The organism is Neobacillus sp. S1115 (genome assembly GCF_055385565.1).
Genome location: NZ_AP038275.1, coordinates 1,778,124 through 1,794,469, shown reverse-complemented (window position 1 = coordinate 1,794,469; position 16,346 = coordinate 1,778,124). Strand labels below are relative to the sequence as shown.

Sequence of the window (16,346 nt, the reverse complement as noted above, 5' to 3'; positions counted from 1 at the left end):
AAGAAAAGCGGAAGCGCCTTGACCAGGGGCGACAGGCATAAGACGAGCCGGCGAGAAGGCTGCTTTTTAGCCTTCTTGACGGATTGGCTTATGACCCCGAGCCCCTAGGCGCTCCTCCTAAAAGCTATCGCTTTCAGTCGTGCGAAGCATATGCTGACGAAGTATCCCTTTTGCAGCTAGACAATAAAAAAATTAAGGCAGCCTCTTCCGAGACAGCCTTAATTTTTTGGAGTTTAGTCATGTTGGTCCATTGGATTATAAAGCTTTACATTCGGATTTTTCTCTTGGAACCACCGTAATGCAAAATCGTTCTCAAATAAAAATACATAATGCTCATAACGATCCTTCACGAGAAGACTTCTTGAGCTTGACAGGTTTTCATCGACTTCATCTTTTTCAATCCAGCGGGCAATTTTCGATCCCAGCCGTTCCATAATGACCTCTGCATTATATTCATTTCTCATTCTGTGCTCAAATACTTCAAACTGCAGCTGGCCTACAGCCCCTAATAAATACTCGTCTGTTTTGACCGTTTTAAAGAGCTGGATGGCCCCTTCCTGAACAAGCTGATGCAGCCCCTTATAAAATGATTTCTGCTTCATTACGTTCTTCGCAGATACCCTTACGTAAAGCTCAGGTGTAAACTGCGGCAGCCTCTCATATTGGAAATTGTTCTTACCCGTCGTAATCGTATCGCCGATTTGGTAGGTTCCCGTATCGTATAAACCGATGATATCTCCACTGACGGCTTCTTCCACGGTATTTCGTTCTTCTGCCATAAAGGAAGTGGATTGAGAAAGCTTTAATTGCTTTTCAAGCCGTGGAACGTTTACGGTCATTCCTCTTTCAAATTTTCCAGAACAAATTCGTACGAAAGCAATCCGGTCCCGGTGGGCGGGATTCATATTCGCTTGAATTTTAAAAATAAAACCGGAAAATTGGTCGGAAAGCGGATCAATTTCCCCAATCGATGAATTTCTCGCTTTAGGAGGCGGCGCGAATTGCAGATAGGTCTCTAAAAATGTCTGAACCCCGAAATTCGTCAACGCACTTCCGAAAAACACAGGTGTCAGGCTTCCTGCTTGCACTTTTTCAGCAGAAAAATCATTTCCCGCTTCATTTAACAGCATGATTTCCTCTAATGTCTGCTCATAAAGACCTGAAGATTTCAGCTTGTGATCACCATCAATTTCTCCATCATCATTTAAGGGAATATAGCGTGCAGCTTCATCAACCCGGAATTGTTCAACACGATTATAATATCTGTCGTAAATTCCTAAGAACTCTTTTCCCATTCCAATTGGCCAATTCATTGGGTAGGATTCAATTCCCAGAACTTCTTCCAGTTCTGCCAGAAGTTCTAGCGGTGGTTTTCCTTGGCGGTCAAGCTTATTAATAAACGTAAAAATAGGAATTCCCCGCATCCGGCAAACCTTGAAAAGCTTAATGGTCTGATCTTCGATTCCTTTCGCCGAATCGACAATCATCACGGCACTGTCAACTGCCATTAAGGTCCTGTACGTATCTTCACTAAAATCCTGGTGTCCAGGAGTATCTAAAATATTGACGCGAAAACCGCTATAATCAAATTGCATGACACTGGAGGTAACAGAAATTCCCCGCTGCTTTTCAATTTCCATCCAGTCACTAGTGGCAAATTTCCCTGTCTTCTTTGCCTTTACTGTTCCGGCATCGCGGATTGCGCCGCCAAACAATAGCAATTTTTCCGTTAAGGTTGTTTTACCCGCATCCGGGTGCGAGATAATCGCAAATGTACGGCGCGATAATACTTCTTTTTTTAAATCGTTTCCCATTATGTCTTCCTCTCTTTTAACAGCCTAAAATTTTTCCATAACTTCAATCTTATCGCTCAAACGGTTACTTTGCAATATTTCAATAAAATACAATTGAGATTTTCTTTAATCGGGTTGAAATAATGACTATAATAAAATTATACATAATTGATGCTTTTGGGAGGATTTATGGAAATTACAAAATTTGATCGGCAAACATTAAATTTATTGCAAAAGGCATTTGAAATCGTGCTTGAACAAAACAAAATTCCCTATAAAAAAATCGGGATTGCCGAAGAAGCTGAGCAGCTTGTATTTTTATATGAAGGTAAAGATGAAAAGGTTCATGTATTTAAATGGAAAAAGGCATCGAGTATTGGCGTCAGCATCGGTGTTTTGGCACAAAGCGTTCTCACGCCTATTATTCCCCATCTTCGGCTACTATCATAATTTTTGAGCTGCACTTCCTGTTTTTTGTGGGAAGTGTTTTTTCTTCGATCAGCTTCCATCGATTCCCACATCCATTTTATTGGAAATCCCCTTATAATAGAGGTTGTACTTCTGTTAAAGGAGGAATAGCCCATGAATCAAAGTAAAAAAACAGTTTCAAAAAAATTCTTTCCGCTGTTCGCAGCATTTATTATAGTTATTGCCGGAATTATTTGGTTCGTTCAATCAACAACTAACCAAGTATCTATACCGTTTTCGTCTGTAGAAAAAATTATTCAAGAGCAAAACGGGAAAACAGTCACCATAACAGAACAATCCGATGGAAGTCTCTCTATAAAAGCAGGCAAATCCGAATATGTTTCCCAAGTTCCCCCTAATAGCCAAATGGTGGATAAACTGGTTGAGAAATATAATATCAAATATTCCTTTTCTTCTAGCAGCCGCTATGGTAAATGGATCATGGCTGGAGTCCTTCTTTTATTAGGAGGTGCTGTCTACGCTGTCCAAAAAACAAAGGGCGGCATCGGCTTAGGAAATTCCATGAAAAACAGCGTCGCAAAAGCCCAGCCTCTGCCAAACATCAGTTTAAAGGATGTAGGCGGTCTAGGCGATGAAATGAAAGAAGAGATATTGCAAACTTTGACAACATTAAAGGATAAGGATAGAGCGTTAAAGCTTGGGATTAAACCGCCGAAAGGAATCCTGTTATACGGACCTCCTGGAACCGGAAAAACCTTGCTTGCGCAAGCAATTTCCCATGAGCTGAATGCTTCGTTTTTCTCTGCCAGCGGGTCAGCGTTTAATGAATTATTTGTCGGCGTCGGTGCAAGCCGTGTCCGCTCCTTGTTTCAGGCGGCCAGAAAACAGCGTCCTGCTGTCATTTTTATCGATGAAGTAGATGCTCTTGCCGGCAGACGTAAAGCTCATGGCGGCGAAGAAGGAGAAAAAACATTAACTGAACTTCTTGTCCAGCTTGACGGCGGCCATTCCAATGACGGCATTTTATTTATTGCCGCTACAAACAGAAAAGATATGCTTGATGAAGCATTCTTGCGTCCAGGGAGAATAGATTTCTCATTCCATGTTCCGCTGCCTGATACAAAAGGACGCAGGGAAATCATTGACATTCATTCAAAAGGAAAAGCGATTGCCAAAGATGTCCTTACGTCAATAGATGGTTTAGCGGAAAGTACTTCCGGGTTTTCCGGAGCAGAGCTGTTTTCATTATTTGAATCAGCAAGCCGTCATGCAGTCCGTAATGGGCGTGATATGATTCAAAAACAGGACCTAGATTATGCTCTTGACCGAACCATTTTAGGAAGTACTTCACGGCCGTTGCAGGATCATGAGACAAAGCGGCGGGTAGCCATCCACGAAGCCGGGCACGCCCTTGTTGCTTCTGTAACAAAACCGGGTTCAGTCAGAAAAGCGACGATTATTCCACGGGGTGAAGCCTTGGGGTATGTAGCACCAATTCCGAAAGAATTGAATTTATCTACAACAAGCGATCTGCTTGACCGAGTTGCCATGATATTAGCCGGCGGTACCGCCGAAAGGATGTTTCTTGGTGAACACAGTATCGGTGTATCCGGCGATGTGCAACAGGCTAAACATATTATTGAACAAATGGTTGAAACCGGAATGCTTCAGGACGGCTTTACGTTAACCTTTAGTAAACCGGATAAAGAAATCAAAATGCAGGAACTGTTTGCAAAGGGTATAGAGAAAGCAGAAAAATTAATCGAAAGCCATCAAGAGCAGTATCTGCAATTGGTGGATGCCTTATTAAAAAAAGAAACTTTGGAAGGGCATGAAGTCGAAGAAATTATTTGTGCGAATATGAATGTAGCCGGCTAACATACAAAACCCGCTTGGGAAACCAAGCGGGTTTTTTTGGGCTAATTACCCATTCATTTTCTTAATAGTAGCAAGCTGCTCCTACAATAATCAAGAGGATAAATAACACCACGATTAAAGTGAAGCCACCATAACCATAGCCAAAGCCGCCGTAACCACAGCCGCCAAAGCCACCGTAACCGCCATATCCAAACATACTTTTTACCTCCTTATATTTTTATATAACCCAAGAAGCCCCTACAATGATTAACAAAATGAACAGAACCACGATTAGGGCAAATCCTGCTCCGTAGCCACCTGCTACACCAGTCATTTAACATTACCTCCTTTTTTGAATTCCATATATCCTATTCACCTAGATAAAAATGTGCAATAGACACTTATCCCTATTACCCAGATTTGTAAAAAAGGAAAAGCCCATTCTTAGAAAGTAAATGGGCCTAAAATAAAAAAGCCACAACTCCCTGTAAATAGAGAGTGCGGCTTTAATTCAGGTAAATACACATTCTGTAATAATCCTTTGCTGCTGATATGCTAGTAGTTAATTCGTTTTAACAAGCTCTTTCAAACTATTCTTCCCGCGTTCAACTAAATCAAGATGGGTATTACGTGCCAATTTAACGTATTCCTTTCTAACTTGCAGCCACGCATTTCTGCGGTCGCGAGCATAGCCAATTCCTGCTTCAGTATTTTTCACAAAATTGTCTTCCATTTGTTCGACAAATTGGAAAAAGGTTTTAACTGGAGTCAAAGCCAATATCTCCAATTGGCTGGAAACCTCGCTAAGCTGCTTTTTAAGCTCTTCCCGATCGTTATTTGGCACTGCCTCAGCCTTTGCATCCTCTTTGCGTAAATTAACTTGCTGGGCAACCTCAGATACCATTTCTTTGTTTGTTTTTCTTGCCTGGTCATATAATTTCGCAACGGATTTTCTATATTGCTTATTGAACTTGATGACTTCCTTTACAGAATTAAGGTAGGCATCCTCCCGGCTCTCCCTTAGCTTCCGTGCCCGTTCCTGGGAAAGCTCATATTGTTCCCAAAAAGTGTTAACAAACGAAACTTCAGCAATAGATTCCTCCGCAGCTTGTGGAACTGTTTTTACGTCGACTTCAGGAATCGCTTCAATCTTCTTCTGCGCCATCGTCCTTCCTCCTCTTACGATTATTTACTTTCTCTATTGCATCCTTCTTTTGGAAAGAAGGAATATAGAGCTCAAGGACACTGGTATACATTTTGAAAAATTGATCGAGGAGTGATTGATACGTTTCTAGTTGATTGGCATATCCTTTTAAGTATGTAATACCAGCTTTTGTAATGGAATACCTTCTTTTGGCAGGTCCTGCACCAGTTGTATCCCATTCAGATGAAACCAAATCCTCTTTTTCTAATTGTCTTAACATTCTGTACAGGTTTCCTTGATCCAAAGTTTTAAAGCCAAATGACTCCAGCTTTTGACTCAATTCATACCCATGCAGAGAAACCCTGCTAAGAAGCAATAAAATAAATGGCAGCACAAAATTTTTTGATGGATTGACTGATTGATTATCTTGGTTTACCATGTCTTTATCACCTCACCTATATGTATTTTACACCTATCAGTAATATTTTGTCAATCTTGTCAATAAATATTACTAAAAGCTGAATAAACCTGTTTACAATTTTACCAACTTGGATATAAACTATTAAAAATGAAAGGTGGTGGAAAATGGAAAAAGCAAAGGTTAGCAAATTGGGTGTTCCTTTTTTACATTTAGGTAAAGGCGAGCCGTTAGTGTTTATTCATGGTCTAGGTGAGATAAAGGAGGGGTGGCATCACCAATTTGAATTTGCCGATGAATATGAATTAATTATTCCAGACCTGAGAGGCCACGGGGAATGCACCAAGACAGATGGAATCACAATCCAGAATTTTGCTGCAGACATTATCAGCCTATTGAAGGAGTTAAAAATTGAAAACGCTCACATTGTTGGATTATCAATGGGTGGAGCCGTTGCACAGGAAATCTACCGCCAGTCGCCCTCTATCTGCCGTTCTCTCATGCTAGTAAGTACATTCCACTACTTTCCAAATAAACTCAAACGCCTACTATTCGAAAATCGAAAAGCAAAGTTTCAAAAAGTCGCTTCTGCCGGGAAAGAATCAGAATATTTAGCCCGAATGGCCCTGTATTCCTGGGATAAGGAAACTGTTAAACAATTCAACCAACTTTTTCGACCTAAACATGAGATTTTTATTGAATCATTGAAAGCTTGCCTGGAAGTGAATAATTTATCATTACTGCCAACAATTGAAGTGCCAACCCTTATAATTGGCGGACAGTATGATTCTGTATTGCCGGTTTGGATACAGGCATGGATGCATAAGTTAATACCAAACTCAAAATTCATTATTATGAGGAATACCGGCCATCTTGCCAAACTCGAAGCAAAAGACCGGTTTAACCTTCTCTTACGTGAATTCCTCAACCAGCATCGTAATGCCGGATAAATTTATATTAGCGGGAAGGATGGGGCCCCCACCCCGTTCCTCCCGTTAATAAATTTATTCTCGTCCTTGGAAATTATGAGCGAACTTCTTGTAAATCATGTGAACGAGTGGATAACCATGGGTCCATTATTTCTGCGAAAACTCCTGTGAGCACAAGAGAAACATGGCCGCCTTCATATACTTCATATGTCTTATCCTCACTTGAAACAAGGTCCATGATCGGCAGACTTTGCTTTTCAGCAATTAAAGTATCGCGGGAACAAGAGAACACAAACAACGGGCATTTAATATTCTTTAAATCTACTTTCCTGCCGTCCATCACCAATTCACCTTTTAACAATTTGTTTTCTTTATAAAAATCATTAAAAAATTGCTTAAAGGCTGCACCCGCAAATGCCTGAGCATCCTTCGTCCATTTATCCATCCGGCGCCATTTTTCAACATATTTCTCATCATGGGCGCGGGTATATAGGTTGGCCATTGTGGCCGCGTTTAACGGTGTGATCAGCTTAAACATCAAGTAAAGGAACTCGGATGGAAGGGTTTGATAAGCATTGGCAAAGCGGTCAAAGCTTAGCTCACCATTTTGAATCCCATCCAGCCATTTTTGCGGTACAGTTCCTATGCTAAAATCAATTGGGACTGCGGCTAATACTAAATTCTTAATTGGCAGGCTTGTAATAGAAGCAAGAATAGCGGCCATTGTCCCGCCTAAACAATATCCCATTAAGGATATTTCTTTTGCACCAGAATGTCTTATTGCCCGTTTAAGTGCGTTTTCCAAATAATCGATAATATAGTTTTCTAAAGTAAGATCAGCATCTTCGAGGCCCGGAGTACCCCAATCCAGCAGGTAAACATCGTATCCTCTTTCCGTTAATCCGCCAACCACGCTGCTGCCTTCTCCTACATCCAAAATGTACACTTTGTTCAAAAGCGAATATACAAGAAATACTGGTACGGCATGCTTCTTTTCCTTTGCAGGATGATACCATAAAGTCGTTTTATTTTTTTTCCATACACATTTTCTCGGTGTAGGGATGATATCCGGCTTTGGCTCAGTCATAACTTTATAAAGCTGATTCCATCGTTTCGTTTCCTTCTCGGTATTTAAAAGCGGTAAAAAACTTTTTGTAGAAACTCTAGTACTCATTTACCAATACCCCCTTCACGTTATTTTGTGGTGCCGGCCCCTGGCAGGACCAGCTCTTTTTCCGGTTCCTTTTTTTGTTTTCTTTCTTTCTCTTTTCCCATTAATTCCTTTAAAGAGGCAATTTCACTTTTTAGTTCAGCCAATTGGGCAATCTCCTGCCTTAGTTCCTCCAAACCGCTATCTAATTTTGGCGGTTCTTGATGGGTAAGAGTATCTTTAAGTTCTGCTTGAATTGCCTTTAGTCCCTCAAGCTCCTTGCGCATTTCCTGGAGGTTCACCTGGAGGATTTTGATATCAACAAAACCCTGCCGTAAATCTTGAAGATCTGTCTTAATCTTTTTCGTTTCTGCCAGCTCTTCTTTTGTTTTCAGTGATTCAGCTTTCATTTGATTGATAGTGTTGATTATTTCTTGAAGGAAAGTCAAATTTTCTTTACTAAAGCTTGCCAAACCGTCTTGCAAATTCCATACCTGTTCTTCCAAACTATCAAATTTTCCTTCAGCCTGAATCAACATTTTTGCAGCGTTTGCAACATCCTTCTTGGTTGGAATATTCATTAATGCAGCTATAAACTCCTGATTTTTCCGCATCCTTTCCATATATCGCGAATGCAGGTCAAGTCCTATATTTGCCGTGCGGACAAATTCTTTTTTGTCAGTCGCTTTAAATAAAACATCCATTAATTGTTTTTCCCACATTTCACTTAAAAGTTTATAACCTGCAAATAGATCATAGGTTTTTTCTTTAGACATGCCGCCTCACTCCTTGTATTAAAATTTTCTAATCGTACTTCTCTCCAGATATTTGTTAAGCGGAAAAACGAACGTACTGATTTGCTTGGAAAATAAGTTTACAAACACTTTTTGATTTTCATAGACTAGATTTCCAGCCTGTTTTAAAGTTGTAAGATATCGGCTTCTTGCCTTTCTTCTTAGCGAAATATACTGTTCTATCATTGCAAAATATTTATCTGCTGCCTCCGTATTAGTTATAAACTGGCATGGCCTATTAAGAAGTGACAGTGTTTTTTGATGAATGCGCTCGAGTTGCTCATTTATTTCTTTAAAGGACTTAATCGGGAAAAAGTGTGTTAGACTGGTTGTTGACATAAAAAATTCATCGCGTGCTGTTTTTTCCCATTGAGCAAATTCCTTTGTAAATTTATCAGTGATTTCTTTCATATCTGCTTGGCTTCGTCCTACACTATCTGCAAATAGCTTAGCCCTCTTCAAAAATACCTTGTCTTCGAATTCAGCACGTTTTGCCCATTCATCCATTTTCCTAAAAGCTGCACGCCAGAGCAGGTCTAAACCGCTGACCTCGGGCTGAATATGTTCTTCGCCTACTGTTTTGGTTTCCTGTTTTTGCTCCATTTCCTCCGACAATTTTTTCTCCCTCCAAAGACTGACTTTATTTAGACACCTTTGTATGCTTGAAGATAGATTTCTGCTAATTCAGTTACTAGAGGCATTTTGGGATTGGCAATTGTATCCTGATCGTCAAATGCCCGTTCAGCAAGTTCTGATAATTTGCTTTCAAATTCATCTTTCCTAACACCAGACGCTTCGATGCTCATTGGTATATCTAATTCCTCAGCAAGTTCAACGATTGCTGCGATTAAGCTTTTCACTCCCTCTTCGGTCGTGCTTGCAGGCAGGCCAAGCATTTTGGCAATTTCCGCATAACGTACATCCGCAATAAAGTGTTCATATTTAGGGAAAGTCATTAATTTATTGGGCTTCATCGCGTTAAAGCGGATGACATGCGGCAGCATGATGGCATTGGCCCGTCCATGAGGAATATTAAATTCCGCACCAATGACATGAGCAAGGCTGTGATTAATACCTAAGAAAGCATTGCCAAATGCCATACCGGCAATCGTAGCCGCATTATGCATTTTTTCACGGGCAAGTTCATTGCTTCCATCCCTGTATGCCTTAGGCAGATATTCAAAGACCAACTGAATAGCCTTCATTGCAAGTCCATCCGTATAATCATTGGCTAGAACTGATACATAGGCTTCAATCGCGTGTGTTAATACATCCATGCCCGTATCCGCTGTTACATGTTTAGGAACAGTCATGACAAACTGTGGATCGACAATGGCAACATCTGGTGTCAGCTGAGCATCGACCATTGGATATTTGATATTTGCCTTTTTATCTGAAATAACGGAGGCGGATGTAACCTCGGATCCTGTACCGGATGTGGTTGGGATCGCAATAAAATTCGCCTTAGTTCGAAGAGCCGGGAATTTAACCACTCGCTTGCTCGGATCAAAAAATTTATGCGTTAGGCTCTTGAAATCTGCGTCTGGGTGTTCATAAAACAGCCACATGGCTTTGGCAGCATCCATGACCGAACCTCCGCCAAGGGCGATAATACAATCAGGCTGGAACTTTTTCATCCGTTCTGCGCCGGCCATCACCGTTTCAATACTTGGGTCCTGTTCAATCTCCCAGAAAATATCACAAAGAACATTGTCCGGATTCTTTTTTAAATAATACTGCACCTTTTCGACATAGCCATTCTTTAGCGGGCTTTCGCTGGTCACAATAAATGCTTTTGAAATACCGGGAACGACCGCAAGTGTTTGAACCGAATTCTTCTCAAAGAAAATCTGTGATGGAACTTTAAACAACTGTGTCATAGTTCTTCTTTTGGCTACTTTTTTGATATTGAGTAAATTTGCTGCTCCCACATTCTGTGACACAGAATTCCCTCCATATGTTCCGCATCCGATGGTTAAGGATGGTAATGATGTATTATAGATGTCGCCGATTGCCCCGTGTGTGGATGGTGTATTGACAATAATCCTGCCAGCTTTCATTCTTTGCGAAAATGTATCAATCACATCCTGCGTGGAAGTGTGAATCGCTGCCGAATGCCCAAGACCGCCATATTCAAGTGTCTCTTCAGCAACAAGAAGTCCTTCTGCAAAACTATTGACCTTGTAGCACGCTAATATCGGGCTTAATTTTTCACAGGATAGTGGATACAGCGGCCCCACACCATCCAACTCGGCAAGTAGAATCTTTGTATTGAGCGGCACATTGATTCCAGCCATTTTTGCAATCATATAAGCAGGAAGACCGACAATCATTGGGTTAAGCTCTTTTGTTTTTGGATCAATTGTGGCGCTTTCGAGCAATTGCTTTTCTTCCCCATTGAGAAAATAGCAGTGATTGGCGATCAACTCTTGTCTTACTTCATCATAAATTTCTTGATCAATGATAAGAGCTTGTTCGGAAGCACAAATCATACCGTTGTCAAAGGTCTTTGACATAATTAAGTCATTGACTGCACGTTTAATGTTGGCTGATTTTTCAATATAACAAGGTACATTTCCGGCACCGACACCTAGTGCAGGCTTTCCTGAGCTATATGCTGCCTTCACTAGATTCGGGCCTCCGGTTGCAAGGATGAGCGATATCTGCGGATGTTTCATTAGGGCCTGAAAGGCTTCATGTGAAGGTACCTCTATCCACTGGATGCAATTCTTTGGAGCGCCAGCCTTTTCAGCCGCTTCGCTAAGCAGCTGGGCTATTATTGTACAGCATTTTTGAGCATATCGTGGAAATGCAAAGATAATTGGATTCCTAGTTTTAAGTGAAATCAACGATTTAAATATGACTGTTGAGGTCGGATTGGTGATGGGGATAACACCAGCAATAACACCCACCGGTTCGGCCATTTCGACCATCCCTTCATTATCATTTTCGGCAATGACACCCACCGTTTTCATATCCCTGATGTTGTTGTAAATCATTTCAGTGGCAAACATGTTTTTAAAAACTTTGTCTTCGTAAACCCCTCTTTGTGTTTCTTTAACTGCAAGCTTGGCCAAATACTTGTGGTTTTCAAGGGCAGCAAGAGCCATCTGTTTAACAATTTCGTCCACCATTTCCTGATTAAAACAGCGGAATTCATTCAGTGCTTTCGCTCCATTATTGGCTAATTCATCGATCATTGCATAAACCTGATGTTTTTCCTGGACAACTTTTTCTTTTACTGCCATGTAGACATCCCTCCGGTAATATGATTATGGAATCACTCCTTTTCCCCTCTGCATAAATATAGCACGTGACTTTTTTCGATTTTGTCGAATTTTGCAACAAAATGAATGAACAGCCATTCATTTTACAAATGTTCACAAAAAGTTCAAAAAAAGCCACAAACCCTAAAATAGGTTTGTGGCTAAAATCAACCTGTATTACGCAAACCGGCGGAGATACCGCTAATGGTCAAGAGAACTTCCGTCAAAACAGCAGCGTCAGGCTCGTCCTGTTTTCTAAGTTCTTTTATTAATTCGACCTGAAGGAAATTAAGCGGGTCGACATACGGATTGCGGCGGAACACAGATTCTTTTATGTTCGGTGTATGGTCAAGTAATTCTTGGTCCCCCGTAATTTTCAAAAGAATCGCTTTTGTTTTCTCATATTCTTCGAATATATTTGTAAAAATTCTTTCAGCAATCGTTTTATCTTCAACAAGTGTTAAATATTCTTTAGCTGTTGTAATATCAGCCTTCATAAGAGCCATTTGAAGGTTATCAATCGTTGATTGGAAGAAAGGCCACTTCAGATACATTTCCTTTAGCAGCCTTAAGTTTTGCTCACTGCCTGATGCAAAAGCTTCCAGACCTGATCCTGCCGCATACCACCCCGGAAGGAGTTGTCTGCTTTGGGTCCAGGCAAAAACCCATGGAATCGCTCGCAGGTCTTCAAAGCGTCCTTGGTTTTTACGGCTCATTGGTCTTGAGCCAATGTTTAATGCACCCACTTCCCTTAGTGGTGTTGCAGATTGAAAATAGGTTAGGAAATCGGGATCCTCAAAGACAAGAGATTGATATTTAGCAAGCGCAGCATTTGATATTTCTTCAATTGCTTTTTCCCATGACGCCTCCCGCATTTCTCCTTCTTCCGTAACATGCGCTGCGGCAAGAATCAGGGTCGATACAGCCTGCTCCAAGCTTCTGTAGGCGATATCCTCAAGGAGGTATCGGGAAGATAAAACTTCACCCTGCTCGGTAATTTTAACGCCGTCACCAATTGTTTCAGCCGGCTGTGATAAAAGGCTTTTGTTTAAAGGACCGCCGCCGCGGCCTAATGAACCGCCGCGCCCATGGAAGAATTTCAGGCTGATTTGATACTTTTTGGCCATCTCATGAATTTCAACCTGTGCTTTATAAAGCTTCCAGTTTGCGGTCAGCGTGCCGCCGTCTTTGCTGCCATCAGAATAGCCGAGCATAATTTCCTGCTGATTCCGCAAGCACTGCAAATGATTGCGGTAAACTGGCATATTGAAAAGTTCTTCCATAATAAGTGAACCGGCTGTTAGATCATCAATGGTCTCCAATAGCGGAGCAACATTTAGATGGCTTGTCAACGTCCCATCCGCATGAAGACGATAGAGTCCAGCTTCTTTGGCTAAAACTAAAACTTCCAATAAATCACTCGGTGATTTTGTCATGCTTACCAGATAAACTGTAATTGCTCTTTGTCCAAATTCTTCATGAGCGTTTTTAATCATCTGAAACACTTTAATCATTTCCTGTGTTTCCGTGGAGTAATCCTCATGTAATAAAAGGAGCGGCCGGGGATCAAGGAGAATCCTCTGCAATATTTCTAATTTTTCTGTTTCGCTTAGTGCTGCATAGTTTTCAGTGATGCCTACTTTTCCAAGTATCTCAGTTATAGCTGCCTCATGCTCCCCACTATGATTTCTAATATCAAGTGTAGCTAAATGGAAACCAAACAGCTGGACCTGACGAATTAATTTTTCAATGTTCCCGAGTTCGTGGCGGGCAGGGTGATTCTGCTTTAAGCTTCTTTTAATTAAAAACAGATCTTCCAGCAATTCTTCCGCACTGCTGTAGCCTACTTCAGATTTCCCAGTCTGCTTGACCCGCTCAATAATAATGGCGAAAGCGCGACGGTATACCTCCGCTTGGACCGGCCATTTTTTATCTTCTGTCAAATAGAAATCTTCTTTTTCATCAATATATTTCAGCAGTTCTTCGCTGACCTTTACCCTTGAGGTGGAATGGCTGTAGCGTTTCATTAAATCTACTAAAACATTTTTATATTTTTTCAAGACAAGGCGCCTTTGCCGGCCCAATGTTTCCCAGGTTACATCATGGGTAACGTTCGGGTTACCATCCCGATCCCCGCCAATCCATGACCCGAACCTCAAGAAATTTGGAACATCCCAGGAGGTTTCAGGATAATATTTCTCGAGACTATCTGAAACCTCTTGATGGATATCAGGGAGGACCTCAAATAATGTCTGATCAAAATAATACAACCCATTTCTAACCTCATCCATTACGGTTGGTTTATTTTCCCGCAATTCATCGGTCTGCCAAAGAATAGCGACTTCATTAAACAAACTTTCTTCGAGCTTTTTTTGTTCCCTGCCTGAAAGAAGCGGATGATCAAGATTTTTTAGAATTTCAGCAATCCGCTGTTGTATTTCAAGAATGGAACGCTTTGTTGCCTCTGTTGGATGTGCCGTAATAACAAGCTCAAGGGATATGCTTTGCAGCACATTTTGAATAGTATGCAAGTTAATGTTATTTTCTTTCAGTGAAAGGATCGCACTTTCAATTGAAGCAGGCTGGATGATGTTGTCACTTTGAAGCTGATATTGCCTGCGCCTGCGGATTCGGTGGTTTTGCTCAGCAACATTTATTAAATGGAAATACATAGAAAATGCCCGGATTACCTGCTTGCGCATTGGCGGGGTCAAGGTAACGATTTCTTGTTTTAATGCAGAATAAATTTCTTCGTCAAAGTGAATTCTAAGTGACTTGGCCATAAGTCTTATTTTTTCAACTTTTTCATATAGCTCCTGGCCACCGTGATTCACCAGAATCTCACCTAGCATTTTGCCAAGTAGTTTAACATCGCGACGCAACGGAAGACTGCTGTCTTTTTTCATCAAATCTGCTGTCATTCTCTCACCTTCCCTTTAATCATGTGATGTACTAAAATTTTTATTTATAAATATATCATATCTTCAGAAATTTGTTAAAAGATAAATTTCTTTTTTATAATTTGCGTTAATTTATGAATAATATTTAGGCTCTGCAACAAGTCTGTTGATTGGTGCTCCAGGCGCTTCGCTTTCCGCGGCGTGCCGCGGAGCCTCCTCGTCGCTACACTCCTGCGGGGTCTCCCCTGCCCCGTACTCCCGCAGGAGTCTTCGAGCCTTCCGCACCAATAACAGGTGTGTTCAACAAGTTCCTTCAACTCACAATTTAATAACAGAGGATGATAACAAAACGTATGAAAGCTAAACGGAAAATTTCCAATAGACAAGCCCTTCTAGCTACAGCTGCAAAAATAAAAAATGCAACACACTGAGTAAGATTCGAAAAAGTGTGTTGCATTACTGTATTTGCTTAACCTCCCTGTTGATTGGAGCGGAGGGCACCGACTCCTGCGGGATACAGAGGTCACTGGAGACCCCGCAGGCGCTAAAAGCGCCGAGGAGGCTCCAGGACCTCCCCGCGGAAAGCGAGTGCCCGGAGCGGAAATCAACAGGCCCGTTAGCAGGGACAATCATTTATATCTGGGTTAAGATTCTGACAAAATAAAAAACCTGCGAATGCAGGCTTTTTGGGAATGTGATATTTATTTGTCAAAGACAAGTACATAGGTTTTCCGGTCGCTGTCGTTATAGGTGACGACTACGGAAATAATTGTTTTATTATCATTGTCAAGCTGGACTGTTTTGTTAGTTCCGCCTTCAATTTTTATTGAGGATCCTTGAGATGCGGCGGCTGGGTGAATCGTCACGGCTGTTGTATCGCTTGGTACAGCAATATGGTATGTATACTCATCAGAAGTAAACGAACTATCCCATGTGCCTTCGGAGACCGTTAAAGCAGACAATTTAGCCTTGCTCACCGTTTGCGTTGTTCCGCTCATAGACTGTGTGGAAGACTGAGAAGCAGTATTTGCATTTGTATTGGTACGTGTAAGGCTTGACTGAAAACTGGAATTACCGTTGCTCAAAATGGTTGCTTGAGCAACATTGCCTGCAGCCGAGTCTGACGGATTTGCAGCAGCGGCTGGAGTTACCGGTTCAACCTTTGCGGACCTGGTTACATGAACTGTATAGGTAGCTTCTGCATGATTGGCATCATAGATGATAATCTGAAAAATATTCTCACCAGACTGAAGTGAAAAAACAGCAGGTGTCCCGCTAAGAACAGATTGACCATTAATGGTGATGGCAGAGGCTGATTCATTCCCTTCTACCAGCATCTTAATGGTTTCAACTTCATTTACAACGGAAGCGGAGTATTCTTTTACATCTGCTGAGAACTCCTTGTCGAGCTTTACTCCGTCGATTTCAAGTTTTGTCAATGCACTTGCCGTCTGGGGCTGTTGAGTTGTTTCAGTCGTTTCTGCATACACAACAGGTGTAAAATGGACCAAACTCATACCGGCCATAGCGGTAACAAGAAATAAATTTATGCTTCTTTTAAGCTCTGTACTTAACATAAGCTGCTAATCCCCCTGTCTACTATCTGATTGATAGTGGATTTGGGACTAACATACCATGCCAAGCTTAAGATTACCTTAACTTTTAC

The 16,346-nt window shown here is 41.3% G+C and carries 14 protein-coding genes; 3 read left to right on the top strand and 11 right to left on the bottom strand.

The features are described 5' to 3' along the window. Positions 1 to 233: 233 nt before the first annotated feature. Positions 234 to 1,814 (bottom strand): peptide chain release factor 3, encoded by a 1,581-nt coding sequence (locus ACZ5B7_RS08800; protein WP_213140939.1) that lies wholly within the window; start codon positions 1,812 to 1,814, stop codon positions 234 to 236. 168 nt (positions 1,815 to 1,982) lie between these two features. On the opposite strand from ACZ5B7_RS08800, the gene ACZ5B7_RS08795 reads away from it, so the two are divergent. After that, on the top strand, positions 1,983 to 2,243 hold the full coding sequence (locus ACZ5B7_RS08795; RefSeq protein ID WP_213140940.1) for a hypothetical protein: 261 nt from the start codon (positions 1,983 to 1,985) through the stop codon (positions 2,241 to 2,243). A 132-nt stretch (positions 2,244 to 2,375) separates the two neighbouring features. After that, a complete protein-coding gene (locus ACZ5B7_RS08790; RefSeq protein WP_464493473.1) occupies positions 2,376 to 4,100 on the top strand; it encodes an AAA family ATPase in 1,725 nt (574 codons plus the stop codon). A gap of 61 nt (positions 4,101 to 4,161) precedes the next feature. Here the strand turns inward: ACZ5B7_RS08790 and ACZ5B7_RS08785 are convergent, their stop codons facing one another. The 4 genes from ACZ5B7_RS08785 to phaQ form a co-directional block, all read right to left on the bottom strand. Then, the gene (locus ACZ5B7_RS08785; RefSeq protein WP_464493472.1) at positions 4,162 to 4,296 is read right to left on the bottom strand and encodes a YjcZ family sporulation protein; all 135 of its coding nucleotides are present in this window, start codon (positions 4,294 to 4,296) and stop codon (positions 4,162 to 4,164) included. A gap of 21 nt (positions 4,297 to 4,317) precedes the next feature. Then, complete coding sequence (locus tag ACZ5B7_RS08780; protein WP_213116542.1) at positions 4,318 to 4,413, bottom strand: YjcZ family sporulation protein; 96 nt, start codon at positions 4,411 to 4,413, stop codon at positions 4,318 to 4,320. Positions 4,414 to 4,641: 228 nt separating this feature from the next. Next, a complete protein-coding gene (locus ACZ5B7_RS08775; protein WP_213140944.1) occupies positions 4,642 to 5,244 on the bottom strand; it encodes a hypothetical protein in 603 nt (200 codons plus the stop codon). Further along, positions 5,225 to 5,662 (bottom strand): poly-beta-hydroxybutyrate-responsive repressor, encoded by a 438-nt coding sequence (gene phaQ, locus ACZ5B7_RS08770; protein WP_213140945.1) that lies wholly within the window; start codon positions 5,660 to 5,662, stop codon positions 5,225 to 5,227. Before phaQ ends, ACZ5B7_RS08775 begins: the two co-directional genes overlap by 20 nt. A 146-nt stretch (positions 5,663 to 5,808) precedes the next feature. Here phaQ and ACZ5B7_RS08765 point away from each other — a divergent pair, with 146 nt between their 5' ends. After that, positions 5,809 to 6,591, top strand: coding sequence for an alpha/beta fold hydrolase (locus ACZ5B7_RS08765; protein WP_464493471.1), 783 nt, complete (start codon positions 5,809 to 5,811; stop codon positions 6,589 to 6,591). 73 nt (positions 6,592 to 6,664) lie between these two features. On the opposite strand, the gene ACZ5B7_RS08760 is transcribed toward ACZ5B7_RS08765, so the two are convergent. The 6 genes from ACZ5B7_RS08760 to ACZ5B7_RS08735 form a co-directional block, all read right to left on the bottom strand. Further along, positions 6,665 to 7,744, bottom strand: coding sequence for an alpha/beta fold hydrolase (locus ACZ5B7_RS08760; protein ID WP_464493470.1), 1,080 nt, complete (start codon positions 7,742 to 7,744; stop codon positions 6,665 to 6,667). 20 nt (positions 7,745 to 7,764) lie between these two features. Beyond that, the gene (locus ACZ5B7_RS08755) at positions 7,765 to 8,496 is read right to left on the bottom strand and encodes a hypothetical protein (RefSeq protein ID WP_464493469.1); all 732 of its coding nucleotides are present in this window, start codon (positions 8,494 to 8,496) and stop codon (positions 7,765 to 7,767) included. Between the two features lie 18 nt (positions 8,497 to 8,514). Continuing rightward, positions 8,515 to 9,129 (bottom strand): hypothetical protein, encoded by a 615-nt coding sequence (locus ACZ5B7_RS08750; RefSeq protein WP_464493468.1) that lies wholly within the window; start codon positions 9,127 to 9,129, stop codon positions 8,515 to 8,517. Positions 9,130 to 9,158: 29 nt separating this feature from the next. Continuing rightward, entirely contained in the window at positions 9,159 to 11,762 is a 2,604-nt protein-coding gene (gene adhE / locus ACZ5B7_RS08745) for a bifunctional acetaldehyde-CoA/alcohol dehydrogenase (protein WP_464493467.1), read from the bottom strand. A 185-nt stretch (positions 11,763 to 11,947) separates the two neighbouring features. Next, on the bottom strand, positions 11,948 to 14,701 hold the full coding sequence (gene ppc, locus ACZ5B7_RS08740; RefSeq protein WP_464493466.1) for a phosphoenolpyruvate carboxylase: 2,754 nt from the start codon (positions 14,699 to 14,701) through the stop codon (positions 11,948 to 11,950). Positions 14,702 to 15,381: 680 nt separating this feature from the next. Beyond that, positions 15,382 to 16,257 carry a cadherin-like beta sandwich domain-containing protein gene (locus tag ACZ5B7_RS08735; protein WP_464493465.1) on the bottom strand — a complete coding sequence of 292 codons (876 nt, stop codon included), beginning with the start codon at positions 16,255 to 16,257 and terminating at the stop codon, positions 15,382 to 15,384. Positions 16,258 to 16,346: the final 89 nt, after the last annotated feature.

What these genes read in the sequence shown, in the direction of transcription:
- ACZ5B7_RS08800 (WP_213140939.1), bottom strand. Translation starts at nt 1,814, where the DNA reads ATGGGAAACGATTTAAAAAAAGAAGTATTATCGCGCCGTACATTTGCG.
- ACZ5B7_RS08795 (WP_213140940.1), top strand. Translation starts at nt 1,983, where the DNA reads ATGGAAATTACAAAATTTGATCGGCAAACATTAAATTTATTGCAAAAG.
- ACZ5B7_RS08790 (WP_464493473.1), top strand. Translation starts at nt 2,376, where the DNA reads ATGAATCAAAGTAAAAAAACAGTTTCAAAAAAATTCTTTCCGCTGTTC.
- ACZ5B7_RS08785 (WP_464493472.1), bottom strand. Translation starts at nt 4,296, where the DNA reads ATGTTTGGATATGGCGGTTACGGTGGCTTTGGCGGCTGTGGTTACGGC.
- ACZ5B7_RS08780 (WP_213116542.1), bottom strand. Translation starts at nt 4,413, where the DNA reads ATGACTGGTGTAGCAGGTGGCTACGGAGCAGGATTTGCCCTAATCGTG.
- ACZ5B7_RS08775 (WP_213140944.1), bottom strand. Translation starts at nt 5,244, where the DNA reads ATGGCGCAGAAGAAGATTGAAGCGATTCCTGAAGTCGACGTAAAAACA.
- phaQ (WP_213140945.1), bottom strand. Translation starts at nt 5,662, where the DNA reads ATGGTAAACCAAGATAATCAATCAGTCAATCCATCAAAAAATTTTGTG.
- ACZ5B7_RS08765 (WP_464493471.1), top strand. Translation starts at nt 5,809, where the DNA reads ATGGAAAAAGCAAAGGTTAGCAAATTGGGTGTTCCTTTTTTACATTTA.
- ACZ5B7_RS08760 (WP_464493470.1), bottom strand. Translation starts at nt 7,744, where the DNA reads ATGAGTACTAGAGTTTCTACAAAAAGTTTTTTACCGCTTTTAAATACC.
- ACZ5B7_RS08755 (WP_464493469.1), bottom strand. Translation starts at nt 8,496, where the DNA reads ATGTCTAAAGAAAAAACCTATGATCTATTTGCAGGTTATAAACTTTTA.
- adhE (WP_464493467.1), bottom strand. Translation starts at nt 11,762, where the DNA reads ATGGCAGTAAAAGAAAAAGTTGTCCAGGAAAAACATCAGGTTTATGCA.
- ppc (WP_464493466.1), bottom strand. Translation starts at nt 14,701, where the DNA reads ATGACAGCAGATTTGATGAAAAAAGACAGCAGTCTTCCGTTGCGTCGC.
- ACZ5B7_RS08735 (WP_464493465.1), bottom strand. Translation starts at nt 16,257, where the DNA reads ATGTTAAGTACAGAGCTTAAAAGAAGCATAAATTTATTTCTTGTTACC.